17 protein-coding genes are annotated in these 17,683 nt (G+C 45.9%); 8 read left to right on the top strand and 9 right to left on the bottom strand.

Going from position 1 to position 17,683, the window contains the following annotated elements; genetic code table 11:
* Nucleotides 1-3: 3 nt before the first annotated feature.
* Nucleotides 4-831, bottom strand: a complete 828-nt coding sequence (locus GF309_13710) for a 4Fe-4S dicluster domain-containing protein (protein MBD3159834.1) — start codon at nt 829-831, stop codon at nt 4-6.
* A 175-nt stretch (nt 832-1,006) separates the two neighbouring features.
* On the opposite strand from GF309_13710, the gene GF309_13705 reads away from it, so the two are divergent.
* The gene (locus GF309_13705; GenBank protein ID MBD3159833.1) at nt 1,007-4,018 is read left to right on the top strand and encodes a hypothetical protein; all 3,012 of its coding nucleotides are present in this window, start codon (nt 1,007-1,009) and stop codon (nt 4,016-4,018) included.
* A 21-nt stretch (nt 4,019-4,039) separates the two neighbouring features.
* Here the strand turns inward: GF309_13705 and GF309_13700 are convergent, their stop codons facing one another.
* On the bottom strand, nt 4,040-5,101 hold the full coding sequence (locus GF309_13700) for an NAD-dependent epimerase/dehydratase family protein (protein ID MBD3159832.1): 1,062 nt from the start codon (nt 5,099-5,101) through the stop codon (nt 4,040-4,042).
* Here GF309_13700 and GF309_13695 point away from each other — a divergent pair.
* On the top strand, nt 5,100-6,470 hold the full coding sequence (locus GF309_13695; protein MBD3159831.1) for an alkaline phosphatase: 1,371 nt from the start codon (nt 5,100-5,102) through the stop codon (nt 6,468-6,470). The genes GF309_13700 and GF309_13695 overlap by 2 nt on opposite strands.
* Nucleotides 6,471-6,523: 53 nt before the next feature.
* Here the strand turns inward: GF309_13695 and GF309_13690 are convergent, their stop codons facing one another.
* The 3 genes from GF309_13690 to GF309_13680 are packed head-to-tail and all read right to left on the bottom strand — an operon-like array spanning nt 6,524 to nt 8,416.
* Complete coding sequence (locus tag GF309_13690) at nt 6,524-7,573, bottom strand: hypothetical protein (GenBank protein ID MBD3159830.1); 1,050 nt, start codon at nt 7,571-7,573, stop codon at nt 6,524-6,526.
* 38 nt (nt 7,574-7,611) lie between these two features.
* Complete coding sequence (locus GF309_13685; GenBank protein MBD3159829.1) at nt 7,612-8,238, bottom strand: hypothetical protein; 627 nt, start codon at nt 8,236-8,238, stop codon at nt 7,612-7,614.
* Entirely contained in the window at nt 8,228-8,416 is a 189-nt protein-coding gene (locus GF309_13680; protein MBD3159828.1) for a hypothetical protein, read from the bottom strand. The genes GF309_13685 and GF309_13680 overlap by 11 nt, the downstream gene beginning before the upstream one ends.
* 112 nt (nt 8,417-8,528) lie before the next feature.
* Here GF309_13680 and GF309_13675 point away from each other — a divergent pair, with 112 nt between their 5' ends.
* Together GF309_13675 and xylB are read left to right on the top strand one after the other, a co-directional pair.
* Nucleotides 8,529-8,819: a GIY-YIG nuclease family protein gene (locus tag GF309_13675; GenBank protein MBD3159827.1), complete on the top strand. Its 291-nt coding sequence runs from the start codon at nt 8,529-8,531 to the stop codon at nt 8,817-8,819.
* A 53-nt stretch (nt 8,820-8,872) separates the two neighbouring features.
* On the top strand, nt 8,873-10,402 hold the full coding sequence (xylB, locus tag GF309_13670) for a xylulokinase (protein MBD3159826.1): 1,530 nt from the start codon (nt 8,873-8,875) through the stop codon (nt 10,400-10,402).
* On the opposite strand, the gene larA is transcribed toward xylB, so the two are convergent.
* Nucleotides 10,390-11,673, bottom strand: coding sequence for a nickel-dependent lactate racemase (gene larA / locus GF309_13665; protein ID MBD3159825.1), 1,284 nt, complete (start codon nt 11,671-11,673; stop codon nt 10,390-10,392). The two genes, xylB and larA, sit on opposite strands and share 13 nt — an antisense overlap.
* Before the next feature lie 113 nt (nt 11,674-11,786).
* Here larA and GF309_13660 point away from each other — a divergent pair, with 113 nt between their 5' ends.
* Nucleotides 11,787-12,119 carry a hypothetical protein gene (locus GF309_13660; GenBank protein MBD3159824.1) on the top strand — a complete coding sequence of 111 codons (333 nt, stop codon included), beginning with the start codon at nt 11,787-11,789 and terminating at the stop codon, nt 12,117-12,119.
* Here the strand turns inward: GF309_13660 and GF309_13655 are convergent.
* Nucleotides 12,116-12,700, bottom strand: coding sequence for a hypothetical protein (locus GF309_13655; GenBank protein ID MBD3159823.1), 585 nt, complete (start codon nt 12,698-12,700; stop codon nt 12,116-12,118). The two genes, GF309_13660 and GF309_13655, sit on opposite strands and share 4 nt — an antisense overlap.
* A 145-nt stretch (nt 12,701-12,845) precedes the next feature.
* On the opposite strand from GF309_13655, the gene GF309_13650 reads away from it, so the two are divergent.
* Nucleotides 12,846-13,910, top strand: a complete 1,065-nt coding sequence (locus GF309_13650) for a hypothetical protein (GenBank protein MBD3159822.1) — start codon at nt 12,846-12,848, stop codon at nt 13,908-13,910.
* A gap of 1 nt (nt 13,911) precedes the next feature.
* A complete protein-coding gene (locus GF309_13645; GenBank protein ID MBD3159821.1) occupies nt 13,912-14,334 on the top strand; it encodes a hypothetical protein in 423 nt (140 codons plus the stop codon).
* A gap of 47 nt (nt 14,335-14,381) precedes the next feature.
* On the opposite strand, the gene GF309_13640 is transcribed toward GF309_13645, so the two are convergent.
* Together GF309_13640 and GF309_13635 are read right to left on the bottom strand one after the other, a co-directional pair.
* Complete coding sequence (locus tag GF309_13640) at nt 14,382-15,014, bottom strand: hypothetical protein (protein ID MBD3159820.1); 633 nt, start codon at nt 15,012-15,014, stop codon at nt 14,382-14,384.
* Complete coding sequence (locus tag GF309_13635; protein MBD3159819.1) at nt 15,007-15,384, bottom strand: hypothetical protein; 378 nt, start codon at nt 15,382-15,384, stop codon at nt 15,007-15,009. The genes GF309_13640 and GF309_13635 overlap by 8 nt, the downstream gene beginning before the upstream one ends.
* A gap of 139 nt (nt 15,385-15,523) precedes the next feature.
* Here GF309_13635 and GF309_13630 point away from each other — a divergent pair, with 139 nt between their 5' ends.
* Complete coding sequence (locus GF309_13630; GenBank protein MBD3159818.1) at nt 15,524-17,671, top strand: hypothetical protein; 2,148 nt, start codon at nt 15,524-15,526, stop codon at nt 17,669-17,671.
* Nucleotides 17,672-17,683: the final 12 nt, after the last annotated feature.

Here is a 17,683-nt window from a genome sequence, read left to right as displayed (position 1 = left end):
GGTCTATTCAGTATCAACGATTTGTTCAAGTTTTCGAACTGTATGATTAACAAAATCTGCGTCTTCAATAGAGAGGGTTATCGCATTCTGAGGACAGACTTCAACACATCTACCACATCCCCGACAATCATCACTGATTACAGCCTTCTCCTCTTCGAGTCTAATCGCGTCTACGAAACATATATCCTCAATACATGCCCCACAACCCGTACAGGCATCAGTCACAGTGACGCTTACGCCTTCTATTCTTGCCACTTTCCTGCTTATGTCCGGAGACATGTTAGGAAGGACTCGCCAAAGGCAACAGCACGGGCAACAGTTACAGATTGACATGAGTTTGTGTTCTGGTTTCACATTTAGCCACATAGCATCCAGCTTGTTTCGTCCAATCATATGAACAAGTCCCGCCTCTCTAGCTTTTCTGACATGTTCATGAGCTTCTTCTTTCGAAACGAGTCTTCCAAGCTGTGGGTTGATGCCCTTTACCGCTTCTCCCAAGAACAAGCACCCAATGTCGATTGGATAATCTTCGCATTTGTTTGCGCTCCTGCAAATACAGAAATTCATTATCCAGTGGTAATTGGCTTTCTCTATGAAATGATGAACAATCTGGGAAGGAATGGCACTCTGCTTTGGTAGTTCCAGTGACTGATCAATCGGGATGGTTTTGGTTGCAACATTGTCTGTGGGCAGGTATACTATGTCATCGCTCTCAAAGAGCATCTTATCGATTAAGCTCCCGATGATTGGAATGTGTGTGAGCAATGCTATGATATGCCTATGCGGAAATGCTTTCTTGAGTAGCTCAACAAACCAGAGAGGTCGCGCCATACATTTAGCGTGACCGCATCCTTGATATGAGTTACGAAATAACGTAATAGAATACGACAAAACGTTAAGAACATGTATGACTTAATGAGAAGAGTAATACGATTTCTTGACAAGAGATAGCCTGAATATATATGCAGAATTGTATAGCCACGCTTAGGAAGAGGATGCTTTCGAAATGAGCCGCAAAAAACATGCCATAACTGCAGTTGGACTTGCCATAATCCTCCTCTTTGTTGGAGCTACGATCTACGGCTGGGTTCTTGACCAGAGAATATTCCAAACAACATTCGGATCTAAAGCTGGTGTAGATTACTGGTCCATATGGACGCTCGAAAACAATCTCTTCACCGCCTCAATTCTTCTCACATTGCTGAGCATGATTACCTTACCTCAGCGCTCAACATTCCTGTCACTGTTATCCCGTGCAACGACACAAGGTCCCGAGCTAAAGAAATTAGGCAGGAAACAAGCTGTTATTTGGAGGCTTTTACAAGCTGGTGGGCTGTTCTTCTTCTACGTCTCATCAGGTGGATTTTCAGTCACTGGTCAGAATGTGGCATTTCTTCTCCTGCTTATGAGTCACGGATCTATATCAATCAATGCCTCACAGGTCCGGACGCTTTTCACCCTTCCATTTGCCCCTGGGACATCAGCTGAGGGAATTACCTCCCTTGTTCCGGCTCTGGAGGCTTACCAGCTCTACCTTGGACTTGTCTCAACCTTCATTGTTGCGACGGGTATCCGCATCGGTCTTACTTTGTTGAAGGACCTCATGGCCCCGCAACGAGATGAGTTTGTCATTGCCGCAAAAGGGCTCTCAATTGGTTCACTGATTCTAGTTCTTCAAATTCTGGCAGTCCCCATGTGGACTGTGAATGCTGGAACTTGGATGAGCTATCTTGCGCTCATTATCGCCTTGGGAGCAACTATCGTTGCAGCTCTTGCTTTCCTCGGTCTACGTATTCATATGGGCGACGCTCGACAGCGGATGAACAACAAGATACAGCAACTACAGAACGAGCTTAACCGACTACAGAATGAACTTGTTTCGCTACGCAACAAATACGAAGCTGGTTCTCTGTCTATGGAGGATTACAGAAAGCGAGTTAACCTTCTTATGCAAGACAGAAATCATGTGAGTAGTGAACTGAATCGCCTCAAACTCGAGAAAATTGTTCCCTTCGTCGGCTCTCCTAGATCATTTACACTGCTTACAGTTTTCCTTGTTCTCATAGTTGCTTTGTTGCCTATCGTTCAGGGGCTCTACTACGGTATACAAATGGAGGGTGACAAGTATATCGATTGGAAGTTCAACTACGAAACGAAGAAGGAGATTGCAATTACGCAATGGGCATCAGGCATCCAGAATATGCAAACCACAACATTGGATGATCTGACCTCGAATGCTACTCCAAGCGGTGATGTTGATTTTCTTACTACTGTGAGACAATGGGATCAACAGGCAAGCTATCTTCGTATGAGAAATCAAATTGGAACCAACTGGATGGAGCTCGCTGATTCAGACATCGTCTACTTACGAAACCATGAATATTGGATGGCACCACTCACTTTCGATTACAGCACTATAACCTCGAGTTTCATCAACAAGCATCTGATTTACACGCACACAGAAGGCCTTGTTGTTCTTGATGCCTACAGCGGTGATTTGATAGAAGACGAAAGCCTAGTTGCACTGCTGAATAGATCGAACACAGTTGCCACCTACTACGGTGAAGGAACTGGGTTTCAGCATGAGGTGTTTGTCAACACTGATGATTTTGATGAAGTTGGAAATACTACTTTCCAAGGTACTCCCGACTATAGGCTGAGAGGTTTTGAGTCTGTGTTCTATACTCTTAGAATGGGAACGGATGCGTGGTCTTTCATTGGTCAAGATTTGAATATGCTTGTTGAGCGTAATGTCGCTTCGCGAGTCAAGTCTGTGCTTCTGCAGGGCTTGACTGTGGATGATGATGCGTATATCGTTGTCGACCCAAGCGGCAACATCTACTACGGAATCTCTGTGTTTATCGATTATCCATTGACAACTGGCTATGCTCATGAGAATTACCTGCGTTTTCTCGGTGTAGTGTTGGTTGATGCTGATACTGGCGATATGGATTTCTACAAATCTCCAAGCGATGGAGATGACTTCTTCATCGATAGAACCTATTCAGAGTATTATCCTTGGCAGGATATCCCTTCCTGGTTACAAAGCCAAATGAAATGGCCTGAGGACCTCTACGAGCGTCAACTCGATATAGCGTATACCTATCATGTTGAGAATGGTTTCACTTGGAAGAGTGGTAATGATTTCCATGAAAGCCCAACAGGCTCAGACACTCGGTACATCATTATGCGCATCGGCGGAGAAGAACGGTTTGTCGCTATGCACAATGCTGAGTTTGAAAATGCGGCTGGAGAAAACTTGGCTGGCATTTATGTTATGGGCTGTGGAGACAAGAGCTTTGGTGAGTTGTCATTTTATGGCGTTCGGGAATCAGGCCTTTCCAAGCTACTCGGTCCGGGAGCCGCCGTTCAAGCCTTTGAGACAAATGACGCTGTACGAAGCCAGTTACAGCTGTGGGGTTCTCATAGGTATGGGAATAGACTGGTGTACCACCTAGGTGGTGACCTATTCTATGTTGTCCCGGTCTTCTTGGAAGTTGAGACCTCCACGAATGTTGTCATAGAGAAACTCGGTGGTGTAGGTCTGGTTGATGCTGAAACCGGTGAGCGAGTTGAACTTGGCGAGAATGTGATTGAAGCGTATTACGATATGTTTGGTCTACTGAATCAGACAGTGGTTGAAGAAGGAGAAGTCGGGTTTGAAGATGCGGCCTTCAACCCCATTACTGTAGATTCTGGTGACTACTCCGAGCTTGTTTTGGGCTTGCGGAATAATGACAATGTAACGCACAACCTCTCTGTTGAAATCACAGTGGTGTCTGGCAATTTCTCTGTCCTGTGGCATGGAGCAGAGGTGACTCCTACTGAGTATCCATCGAATACGACTTTCACATTGGATATTGGAACGGTCGGACCTGGCGATTTGTATGGGACCTCTCCACTTGTGGCTGCGAATCTCCCTGCTGGAGTAGTGTTTGCACAGTATCTGGTGGTTGTGACTCTCAAGACCGAGGAAGGTGTGGTTGATCAAACTACTCTATTCCTGACCGTGACGTGAGTGATTATCCGCATGTCATGGTCAGTGCTCACGGTACCACTCTATGGTATCTTCTACACCTTCCTGAAAAGATATCTCTGGAGTGAAACCAAGAAGATCTTTCGCTTTGGTGATGTCTCCTATACTGTGTCTCACATCACCCTCTCTCGGCTCAGTGTGAACGATATCTGATTTACTTGATGAAACTAATCCTCTAATGGTCTCAGCCATGTCGGCAATACTGATTGATTCCTGCCCTGAAATATTGATGGTCTCCCCAACTGTATTTTTCTCACACGCAGCTCCGATTGTCGCTCTCACGACATCCTTGACGTGTATCATGCTTCGAGTTTGTTTTCCGTCTCCATCAATTGTGAGATTCTTCCCTGTCAAAGCTTGGTTGATGAAGATGGACACAACGCCGCTGTACTCCGAATAGGCTTGTCTGGGGCCATAAACATTGAAGTATCGAAGAATCGTGGACTTGAGATTATAGCTCTGTTGATAGGACTTGATGTATTGCTCGGCTGCAGCTTTGGAGGCTGCATATGGACTCATTGGCTCAATTGGTGCGTCTTCTTTCACAGGCAAAGAAGCTGGGTCTCCGTAGATAGCTGCACTTGAAGAGAATACGAATCTCTTTGCTCCACATGCTTTTGCAGTCTCCAATACTCTAAGTGTCCCATTCAGATTGTTTGTATTGATAAGAAGGGGCTTTTCTACAGAGAGTTTAACCGAGGAAATCGCTGCTAGATGAAAAACGAAATCAAGACAATCTTCAATGCTCTCATCTAACTTCTTGCTACAGATGTCCGCCTCTAGGAATTCAAAGCTAGGATGATCAATGAAACTAGACATGTTTTCCTTTTTGCCTGTTCGAAGATTATCAATACCCGTTACCTTGTAGCCTCGTTCAAGTAGCTCTTCAGCTGTATGGCTGCCTATGAAGCCGGCACATCCTGTGACGAGGGCTGAATCTTGAACCATTGTTTCTTCCACGATTGGGAGCAACTGAATCACTATAATAGTTCTGCTGTTGGCCTGACAATGCCCGACTTGGATCGAACAATAGAAATAAACGGTCAAATAGAGAAAAACAACCATGTTTTCCGAGACTGTCTATCATGGAACAATCTCTGCCCTCCTTACCATCTTCTGCCTTGGATTGATGGTAACAACAACTTCCGTTGCGCTTGGAGTTCCAGTAGAGCCGGCTGCGGAAGAAGAACCCCTTAGCGTCATTTTGATGATTGGTGACGGAATGGGATACGAGCATGTTAAACTCGCCCGTTGGGTTGAGCTAGGCAGAACTGGCCACCTTCGGATGGAACGATATGATTTTACAGCATCGGTTCTGACCCATAGTGCCAGCGCGGATATTACTGATTCTGCGGCAGCAGGGACAGCATTAGCTACAGGCGTGAAGACCATTAATGGCAGGATTTCAAAGGACCCCTCTGGAGCGAACTTAGAGACTATTCTGGAGATTGCAGAAGGGTATGACAAGTCCACGGGTGTCGTTTCCACCTGTTTTGTCCAGCATGCAACGCCAGCGACATTTTATGCCCATGTTCAGAGTAGGTCAAGCTACGGCGAGATAACCCGACAAGCGGTAGAAGAAGTAGATGTTGAAGTGATTCTGGGTGGTGGGTCTGAGTATTTCTCCCCATCCCAGCTAACGGCCATGGAAGATTCGGGCTACTCGGTGGTAACGAATCGGTCCCATATGCTCTCAACTTCATCCTCCAAGATTTTGGGTCTATTCTCGGAGTCACATATGCCCTATGAACAGGACCGTGATTTTGAACAGACTCCTTCTCTTGGAGAGATGACTGAGAAGTCCATTGATGTACTCTCCCAAGATCCAGATGGATTCTTCTTGATGGTTGAAGGTGGGAGAATCGATCACGCTGGACATGATAACGATAAGGTGAATGACGCTCTGGATACTATCGCCTTTGACGAAGCTGTCGGGGTTGCAATTGATTATGTACAATCACATTCGAATACGATTCTCATGGTTACAGCAGACCACGAATGCGGCGGGCTTACAGTCATGAGTGAGAATCTGAGTGATACCGTTCCCGATGCATCTATGACCGCAAGCGAGAATCGGAGTCTTAGAGTTGAAAGAGCAACTAATGTAACAGTTTCTTGGATCTCAGATTATCATACGGCAGTCCCTGTTCCACTCTACTGCTTCGGCGAGGCGTTTGAAAATCTCCCTGCAAACTACACCATTGACAATACAGATGTTTTTGACCTGATGAATGATTACTATACCGGGACGCCTCTTTCGATAACAAATGTCACAACATCAACAACAAGCAGTACTACAACGACTAGTACTGAAACGACCACTACATCAACAAATCCTCCTTCGGACCTAATTCCGCCAGTTCTGTTTATCTCCATAGTTCTCATTGCGGTGACTATCGTAGTGATAATCGTGGTTTTGAGAAAACCCCGGTAGTCAGCAGCGTCCCGCGTTGTCCAAATATGAAATGAGCAGGTACACTTCACTGCTTACTTCACTGTCAAATCATTTGTTCGAGTTCGGTTTCTTATGACCATATAGGTTGATAAAAGAAGAAGAACGAAACCCGAAGGTATCATTCCCAAATAGATCAGAATCGTAACTAAGTTGCCGATGTCCGGAATAGAACACCACAGTGTAGAGAGGCCTGTGAAGAAGGCAAAGAGTGTGGCCACTCGCCTTATGCTGATGTATCTCCCCTCTTTTGGCAGCGTCTGTAGAGCAGTTTCATTCTTCGAACTCATTCCCAAGAATCCACACACCAAACCATAGAAGCCGATTGTCAGTAGAATGGTGAATAGCGAAGCCCAGCGCTCTGGTACCAATAGCACTGACAACACAATGTAGATAATCCCGAGGATGACCAAGTTAGCCGCTATGCCCCTCCTTTCGAGTTTCAAATTGGCAAGCAAAGCGTTGTTCCCACCCATTCTAAGGGACTCAATCAACACAAGTACGATGAGCGAGTTACCTACGCTTGCGAACAACGTGGCACCGAGATTCATCTCCAGACCGTTAGACAGAAACAGCGAACCGATCAGAAAGAGCAGTATTAGGATACCAAGGTTCTTCCTTGATTCTCGTAGATGAACAGTATGACCCATCAGCACCTCATGGCTTTGTGATTCATCATCTGATATCACCACTATTTCAAAAACCAAGATGGGCAGAATAAAGGCGAACACAGCGTGCCAGAATAATCCAATAATGGGAAATTCGACGACTGCGAAGCCTAGGAATGTTCCAAGCAGTGGTTCTTTTCCCATATATCCCGCCCAAAGAACCTTCGTGATCCACGACTCGTACAGCCCGAATAGAATCCCCCAGAAGTATAGCTGACTCATTGATGTCCTCTTGCACCTGATTGCCAAGTTCAACAGAAACAAGGCATGCATCCAGTATAGGGGAAGGACAACGATGATGCCCCAGGGGTCTATGAACCATAGTGGAGCAGACCCCGAGAATACTTCTGCAAAAACGGTTGAAAAAACTCCAAACGCAAGAATTGAAATGTACCTTGATTTTCCGTTGCTATTCATCGATTATCACTCCAATTGAATCAGATGATGTCATCATGTTATCCGCCAAGAAAGAGCACAATTGTCGAACGGACGCCAAATACGTATACAAGATGTATGAGAATCAGGGGGAGGGTTATGATTGTGAACATGATTGTCTTGTTGAATTCAGAATCTTTTCTTCCTTCCACATACTGAAATGATGTAACGAACAGAAACGCCGCTCCACCCCAGCCGAAGGGAACAATTGCTGGCATCTCCCATAGCACAGTGATAGCTTCAGCGGGCCAAATCCACCAAAGCGTCTCCGGGGCCCCCGCGGCCACTTCTACTGGAATAGACAAGAACGCCGTTATGATTGCAGTGGCAATGCCTTGAACCCAAATCCGTTTGACATTGCTTCGAGATAGACCTTTGAGGATATCACGGCCAACAATCCAAGACGCGTAGAAGGATGCCGACCAGCCAAAGCCCATCATCAACGGGGCATTCCCGATGTAGAGGGGGTGATTGGGATATTGGTACAAAGTAGGCATCAAAGAAACGATGTTCTCTCGGACGATACCAAACACAAAGCCGCCGGCAAAGAATGAGAGAGTTGTCCATTTTCCCCTCTCGAGGTAGCAATGAAGAATACAGGGAATGCATCCTATCATAACAGTAAGGGTCACGATTTCAGCGTACATTCTCTTTCCTCTCCAAGGCGGCCCTTGCTACACCCCACAGAACGACCACGAACATAATTGGAATTGCTGATAGTATTCTAAACGGCTCGTGTATTATGAGAACATCTACTGCGCTCATTGAGAATACAACAATCAGAATGGCGAGCACAGGTAGAAAGGCAGACCAACGATTGGCCATATCGGCATCACGCAAGCGAATATGTTTTCGTGGACTATAATCTTGCCTATCTTCTTGTATTCCAAACCCATTTATCAGGTCATTCAGTTGTAATATAGAGAGGTTGTCCCAAATGTACTACGTGTACATCATCGAAACTGCAGATGGCACATATTACACAGGACAAACAAACGATTTGATTCGCCGGCTCGGTGAGCATGCAGCAGGCAACTCCCATTCTGCCAAGTATTTGCGCATGCATCCTCCCAAGTACCTAGTCCACTATGAGCGGTTTGAATCCCGCAGCGAAGCTATGCGTCGGGAAATAGAAATCAAACAGAATCGGAGCCTTAAGGAACGCCTCATCGGGGAGAGGAGAGACATAGAGGGCATATTGGAATCATATCGGGAATCTAGCTCATAACCTGCTCGAAGCCTTCTTATCCTAGTTCTTAGTACCACTACAGGGAACTTTCAATGAGCGAAATCATTGCGGCTGTTGATGCCGGAACTTCTGCGGTGCGGTCAGTTCTTTTTGACACTGACGGCACAGAAATCCATCGGGAGTACCAAGAATTCGAAAGTATCTATCCAAAACCATCATGGGTAGAACAGAACGCGGAAGATTGGTGGAATGCGGCATCATCAACGCTGCAGGCATGCATAAGCAAGTCCGGTTCTAGTGTTGAGAGAATAGCAGCAGTCGCAGTTACAAATCAGCGAGAGACGATAGTGCCAGTAGATGAATCCGGAAATCCTTTGCGTAATGCAATTGTCTGGCAGGATCGCAGGACGGTTCCCCAATGCGAACATCTTCGCGAGATGCTATCGGAACGCGAAATCTATTCGATAACCGGGTTGTCCATAGACCCGTATTTCTCAGCCCCGAAAATTCTCTACCTCAAGGAGCATGAGCCCGAGACGTATTCGGAGACCCACAAGTTTCTCTTGGTTCATGATTTCATTGTTCATCGTTTTTGCAACTGTATGGTAACCGACTACTCCAATGCCAGCAGAACCATGCTTTTTGATATTGAGAATGCTAGGTGGTCTGACGAGATTCTCGATACACTTGATATCCTTCCCGAACGCCTTCCTCAGCCAGTAGAGTCTGGTACTGTCGTTGGCGAGGTTACACAAGAAGCGTCTCGAGAAACAGGGCTAGCTGTTGGCACCCCCGTGATTTCCGGCGGGGGAGATCAACAATGTGCCGCATTAGGCGTAGGTGTCGTGAGAGAGGGTCGCACCAAAGCGACAACGGGGACTGGTACGTTTATGCTGGCACACACCGATATCCCGAAATTCGATCCCGAGATGCGGGTGCTTTGTAGCCGTCACGTGGTGCCTGATGCCTTTGTTGTTGAGGCCAGTATGTTCACGACTGGTGCCGCTCTGCGTTGGTTCAGAGATAATCTTGGGTATGAGGAATGCATGAAGGCAGAAGCAGTAGAGGTTGATGTCTATGATGTCATCACTGAAGAAGCTGCAGTAGTGCCTGCAGGCTCAGAAGGTATTATCCATATTCCTCATTTCACTGGTGCAGGGGCGCCTCATTGGAATCCTGATGCGCGAGCAATGTTTGCAGGCCTTGCATTGGGGCATAACAAGGAACACCTGATTCGGGCGATTCTAGAGGGCGTCTCGTATGAACTGCGGAGTAATCAGGAGGTTATGCGAGGGCTTGATATTCCGATATCTGAACTACGAGTTACTGGTGGAGCAGCACGGAGTGACGTCTGGATGCAAATTCAGAGTGATGTCTTGGGTATACCAGTAATCCGAACTGCAATGGAAGAGGCTACTTCTCTTGGAGCCGCAATACTTGCTTGCAGAGGGGTGGGTATTTTTGATTCCGTGGCAAAGGCAGCTGAAGAAATGGTGCAACCTTTGGAGCCCCTTTTGCCCAGAAAGGAGAATCAGGATGTATACGAGCAAGGATTCCGTCGTTTCAAGCGTCTTTACAACGTGGCTTCCGACATCAAGTATGATGCCCACTATTCCTTATAGACCGCCAACTTGTTTCCTTTGTTCAGTGCCATGATTTTGCAGTCAGGGTCGTCCTCGAGCCATTCATCAATGATGTCCTGTGGTTCGCTTACCTTCTCCAGATGAGCGGCTTGTACCTGTTGCTTGCTCAATTCGGTGTACATGTGTACTTTTACCTGCTGAAGGAGTTTCGCGAATTTGTACGCCTTATGCTCATACAAGTGGTAATTGCTGCTTATGGACTTGACAACCTTATTCAAAGGTGCAGTCAATTTGTTGTAGAAATTATCCATTGCTTTCTCTGGTGCTACTCCATCTCGGCATTCAGCCAGGAACAGCACTTCTCCACCATCTTTCACAGCGTTTTTCGTCAGTTCAAGTCCACGTTGTGCATGATAGAGGCTTTTGTCCTGTGGATACCCGCCAGGTGACACTATGATTCTGTCAGTTGGCTTCACTGTGAAGCTTGTGGTTTCGTCTAGAACCTCTATTCCATTCCTTATTACCGGTTCTAGCTCACCAGCTTCTGCCCAGACTAATCCATCGCTGCTCGATATGATTGAGAGGGTGAAAGCTTCGGCACCATCGGTAATCATTTCGTATGCCTCTCTCATGTCATCCGCGAGTGGGTTATCACGGCGTTCTGGGTTTGGATGATACGGATGCCTACCAAACGTAGACTTTGGATTTACAGCCATCGCATGGTTTGCTTCGACGCTTTCAAAGGCGCAGATACCTGGAAGGAAGTCTTTTAGTGCATTCGAATAACCCGCGAAATAATGTGCTTTCATATCAGCTAGTGCCACGTACAAGTCGTGGTTGGCAGCCTTAGCATTGATGACCACGGGGGTTCTTCTACTTGTTTCTCCTACTGCTATCATTGGATCCTCTTGACAGTCGTGAATGCTGACTGTGTAATCCTGAATTCCAGCTTCTTTTGCTGCTGTATCCACAAGATCCACGATCTTGAGATTTTCAGGATGCTCGACTTCATGGGAGCCTGTTGCCACTATGAAGGCCACACTCTTTGCATCGCTCAAAAAGGGAGCCACTACTGTGAGCAATTCTTTGTGTGGTTCATCTCTAGTATGATCTTCAACCAAGACACACACGCTATTGTTCTCAGCGAGCTCATCAAGCTGTGGGCCATGTGGGTTGTCCAACGCACTTTGCAGCTCGCCAGTTATTTCCTCCGTTGCTTCAGTTTCAGTTGGTTCGATAAGGCCAGCGAAGTTCTCTTCTGGGATATCCAGGTCAAGTTTACGCTTTCCATAATTGAGTGATACTTTCATGAATGACTCCCTTTGGTAATAGATTCCTTTAACCTAGAAAAGCTTGATGTAGAGGAAAAGCTCTGTGTAGGGTAGACCACAATTGATATTGCTCCAATGATTGAGGCCTTCTCATGAACCAAGAGAGCGAGAGTACTGACGGTGGAATGGCAGGGACTGGAAGATGGCTAGCAGTTGCTTCGGAACTCCCATGTAGCGTTGTCGTGATGCTCTTCGCCGGTCAGATTCTTGGACGGGCATGGATGGGAGAAACAGGCGCTATGTATGGTGCTCTCTTCGGAGCGCTTCTTGGCTTCTTTTTTGGATCTTGGAGCATCTATGCAACAGTAAAGCGTTATGATAAGATGGAAAAACGCCTGCGTTCACGACAATCCTATGTGCCCCCTCAAGAGGAAATCTTTGAAGACTACGATTTCGATGCAATTGATGATGAAGAAGAATCCTAGTCTAGAAATTCGCTATCATCTGCATCAAGGACGCGGACTATGACTTTTGTTGCGCTTCTTCCCACTAGAGCCACGATTATTTGAATCAGAAGCGCAACGAAGAACGCTCCAAGTGCCAACCCGAATATTCTCAGCGATACGGAGTTCAGAGAGGCGGCCCATATCGATAGTATCCGCTTATCCACGAGATACCAAACGTAGCCTCCAGTTATGCCCATAAGAGCAATCAGCATACCATAGAGAACTAAGACTGGCTTCACACGAGGAGCATCAAGACTGACCTGTGTTATACTGTGCCCCACAACGGCATCGCTCACCCGTCTTGAGAATCGAATGAAAAGCCCTATTGCACCGAGGAATACCATAAGCGTAATCATGCTCCCTATCAGCAGAAGCAAAATCTGAATATCAACGGGTAAATCGAATACAGTGTACCCAATGAGATACGCCGCAAGAGAACCTATCATAATGATGATTGCTATGATTTGCACCACAAAGGTGACTGTGGCTGATGTTCTGAATGTTGACTGGATATTGATCTGATTCGTCTTTTCTTGTTCTGAGCTTTTCTCACCGGGCATGATTCCCACCCTTTCTTATCATGTTCAACGGTTATTTGAACGTAACGCGTCGAAATCAAATGACGCTTCGAATAACTTATATCGCCAACAAAGCGTGAAGCACCTGTGCCCACAGTCGATTTGAGAACTGGATGGATGGTTATCGATGTCTTTCATGGCTGCGAAGCGATATGGTGTGGTCAACGTACGAATCCGCGCAATGAAGTCGCGGTTTCTAGATGCCGGTGACTATGACCAGCTTTTGCGGTCAGGAAGTTACTCCGCATTCATCAATAGTCTGAAGAATACATACTATGGAGACGTAATTGACCAAGAAGCAACTACAGCTACTCCGGATCCCGAAGAGCTTTCTACTATTCTCTCGAAAGACTTTGCTGAGGTCATTGATACGATATCAGAATCGGTAACAGGTGTTGTCAGGAGGTTCACTGAGACCTATCTCGAGATGTTTCTTATTGAGGGGCTGAAATCAATCATACGCGGACTTCATGCTGGCCTAGACGAGGATCAGATTCTTCAATTCGCCGCATCAACAACTCCTGAACAAAAGAATCTCTTGACTGAACTTGTCAAGACCGGATCTATCAAAAATATGATAGAAGCTATACCTTACAAGAATCTAAAGACTGCTTTAATTGCCAGAGAGGAAGCCTTTGAGAAGTATGAATCTACTGCTCCGTTAGAGGTTGCAGTGGAGGAATGGTATCTCAGAGAGGTACAAGACGCCCTTGAAAGCTTCCCCAAAGACGATCGCGAGCGAGTAATGAGCATTCTAGAACCAGGAGTCGATTTGCAGAATCTATTGACACGACTGAGAGCTTTGTCTCTTGACTTAGAACCCGAGGTAGTCAGGCTATCGATGATTCGGTTTACTGAAGATTCGCGGGATTTTGTGGAGCTTTTTGAAGATGCAGATTCTTGGGACAAGATTATTCTTAGTCTGGAACGTACCAAGTATTCTCGGTTCGCAGAGAGACTTATGAGAATTGAGGAAGAAGGACGCGATCTTTTCCAAGTAGAAATCGCAGTCAAAGACTATGTTGCTCAGCAAGTGAAACGGCAATTGACGGCGTTTCCATTTCATCTCGGAATCGTTATTGGGTTCTTTACGCTGAAGGGATATGAAATACGGAATATCAGTTCTCTTGCAGTGGGAGTGGAAAGAGGCTTAGACACCGATATTATGCGGGACATAATCACAGTATGGTAACATGAGGTATTACTCTATGAAATTGAAGAAACGATTAACTAGTTTGGTGCTATTCGGTCTGGGCATGGTGCTTTTCACCATTGTCATGGGTTTAATCGCTGGTATCGAATTTCACTCAGCGAAACTTGCTGCTCTTGCATCGAGTACCACGGATGGTTTGCACCCTCTACAGAACGATATTAACGATAACACTTGGGCAATCATAGGCTTGGCAATTGCAGGAATGCTTGCGATCAGTGTGCCTGGAACTGCTGCGGCTATGGGGATGTCTACCACATCATCAGCTGCGTTAGGTGCAATTACAGAAAGACCTGAGATTTTCGGAAAAACTGTACTGTACGTAGTCTTCATTGAAGCTATCGCAATCTACGGGTTCGTTATAGCGTTCCTACTAACCGGATACATACCCAGTCTTCTAGGCTGAAAAAGTGAATGAATGGGAGAAGCACGGAGGTCGGTATTTGCCCGACATTACGTGCTTTCTTCTCCAAATAGGATTGTAAATGCTATCCGTCGGATATCATCTGACATTCTTTCTATGCGCTTCTCGAAAGTATTCTCAACCCATTTCGTGTTGTTCATATTTCGAATAATAGCCCCGCCTTTGGCATCTAATGGTTCATCTGACAAAGTAATGGAGATATCTTTGTCTCTCTTTCTGGATATCTCTTTCTCGATTTTTCCTACATCCAAGTATTTCTCATGACCTTCTGGAACTTGGATTTCGACTTCGTCCTCTTCCAACGCCTCGGCGGCTTCTGTTGCCAGTCTCTTGAGAATTCCCTTGTATTCTTTGGAACCTATCTTGTCTTCAGCTCGTTCTTTGGCTTGATTGATGACTTCCTGAAGCATTTCATACTTAGCATCAAGAATTGCTAGTTTGGTTTGAAGAGTCTGGCTTGCTTTTGCTTTTTGAAGATCTGTCTTGTATTCCTTCATGGCTGCTTCTTTGATTTCTTTCGCCCGCTCCTCCGCTTTTTCTCTGGCAACCTCGAGCCTTTGTTCCCTCTCTTTCTTTGCTTCTTCGACTATTTCCTTGGCTCGTTTATCAGCTCTCTCCTTTATCATATTCACCATGTTAGAATCTTGGCTCATGCTACTCATCCTTCCCAAGAATCATGTTGATTATTGCATTTTCAGCAGCTTGAGTTCTCTCTTCAGCGGACAGCCTGATTTGTTTCATATTCTGTTCCTTTTCCTCAGCTGCAGCTTCTTCTATTTGCTTTCTCTCCTGCTCAAGTTTAGAGCGCAAGTAACTGGCTTCTTCTTCAGCCTCTTCTTTCTTCTCTTGGAGAACCCTCTGAATATCTGCTTCGGTCTGTTTCTGGATTCGCTCCTTTTTCTTCTTAGCTTCCTCAATTTTCTCTTTGGCTGCCCTTTCTGCTTTCAGTATTTCGCGAATTTTTTCCTGAGCTGTACACATGACTATACTCTCCAAGGCAAATAGGGTGAGTTCTCGCCGTTCCTGATGCACATAAAGATTCACCTATGTCATAAGCTTTATCTGGGGATTCAAAATCCCTTTCGACGGAAGCACTTCTGAAGGGGGCCTGTTTGGCTCTTTGGCTTTCGGGCAGGATTCCTTCTTGTGGTGGTCTTAGGATGATTAAACGATGAGTCCCGGAGAGATGCTCGTTGGTAAAATAGTTTCTCGCAAGGAACTCGACAGAGAAGTTATCCTTGCTCTTGAAGAATTTGGAAACTTCGAATTCATAGACCTCACTCAGCAGGCCAAAGTAGGAGAAGTTGAAAAATCCCGCCAAGAGAAAACAGTATACGCAGCAATTGAGCGAGTGCAATCTCTAGTAGACAATCTCGGCCTGAATCCCGAAACAGAAAAGGGAAGTCCGATTGCTATTGAAGAAGAAGACCTCGACGAGATCATCTCATATGTTGAGAACGTTGTACACTCGGTTGAACCACAACTTGATTCAATCGAGGAAAAGAGAGACAAAATTAAGGTGGATTTGAAGCGAGAACGAAATGCGCTAAGGTCTGCTTCCTCCCTCAAAATCTTGGACATAGATGTCGAGATGATTGGTGAATCGGAGTTCACCTATACCACAGTAGGTATCATGCCGACAAGCGAGATTCCTGAGATTCGGTGGAACCTTCAAGGCCTGACAGGCGACACTTTCTCTCTGTCTACTACGGCGTCCAAAGACGGCAAATCAGTATGCAGCGTGACCGTACCTATAGAACAGAAAGAAACGACACAACGCGTACTAAGAGCTACAGGTTTCGATCCCTTAGAGGTTCCCGAAGGTTTTCGAGGTGAACCGCGCATAATTGCTGAAAACGCGGAAGATCATATTCGGGATTTAGAATTGGAGCTTGAAGAGCTCAAACAGCAGATGGAAATGATTGAACGTGAATGGAGCAAGAAGATTCTTGCTGCAAGGGAGGTTCTTCTGGCTGAGAGGAACCGTATAGAAGCAAAGCAATACTTAGTCTATACTGAGAATGCCATCAAGGTTTGGGGCTGGGTTCCGGGCAGTACTAAAGATGAACTTCGGGAAATCCTTGAGAATCGACTTGGCTCTTATTTCGAGCTCTCTTTCGAGAGACCAGATCCCGAGGCCCATGCAGCTCCAACTTCTCTCGATAACCCTGATATTATGAAGCCCGCTCAAGAAGTCGTAACTTCCTATGACACCCCTTCACAGCACGATGTTGACCCTACGAAGATCGTCTTCCTATCCTTCCCGATTATTTTCGGCTTGATATTCGCAGACTTAGGGCAAGGATTCTTGATACTCCTAATTGGGTTGGCTGCATGGTGGACAAGAAGGAAGGAGATGGACGTAGGGGATATTCTGGGCTATTTGCAGACTGGAAGCTATGGGCTTATCACAATGGGAATATCGGCGATGGTCGGTGGATTACTATTTGGCAGCGTGTTTGGTGCAGAGACTGTCATCGAACCGCTCTGGCCTGTCTTCACACACTACATCGATGGTGAGCCGAATCCTTACCGGTCAACTCACATGCTCAAGCTTTCCATCGAGATTGGTGCTATTCATATCATGTTGGGTATCCTCCTTGATATGTACAATCGGTTCAGACATGGTGAATACAGAGCTGCTGTTACATCATTCTCCTATCTTTGGGCATACTACGGCTTCGTCAATTTGCTATTCGGTGTCAGCTACAACAATGTTAGCGCTTGGTTCTCGGGAACTGGTACGATGAATCTCTGGATTCCCTTCCTTGGAATTGGATATGGCGTTGGAGACAACGGAGTGTATCCGAATTTTCCTCTCAGTCCAATGAACTTCTTACTTCTCTCCTTCATTGTTCCCTTCGTATTGATGCTCGTTACATCACTACCTGGTGGGATGGAAAGCATGGTACACTCAATGGAATCTGCAATAGGGATGATTAGCCATACAGTAAGCTATGCCCGAATATTCGCGCTTAACACAGTCCACGTTATATTGAGTGGAGTATTCATTTCGTTACTACCCGCTATCATTGAGATTCCAATTCCCCCATTGACATTTTTTGGAATTGAGATAGTACCTGAGTATTTCATTCATGAGGGTCATCATGTAGCTCCGCATATACCTCTCTTAGGTGCCTTGGTCGGTACGTTCATCGTTGGATTGCTTGAGGGACTATTGGCTTTCATGCACACACTTCGTTTGCATTACGTAGAATGGTTCAGCAAATTCTATCATGGCGGCGGTTCACCTTTCACCCCGTTCTCTTTTGAACGGAAGCATACAGTTTCGACTTTGTCATCGGTGAATCAACAGTAATCAGAAAGGCGT

The sequence above is a fragment of the Candidatus Lokiarchaeota archaeon genome (assembly GCA_014730275.1).
Classification (GTDB): domain Archaea; phylum Asgardarchaeota; class Thorarchaeia; order Thorarchaeales; family Thorarchaeaceae; genus WJIL01.
The sequence above is the reverse complement of the archived record's forward strand: the minus strand, read 5'-3'. Positions and strand labels throughout refer to the sequence as shown.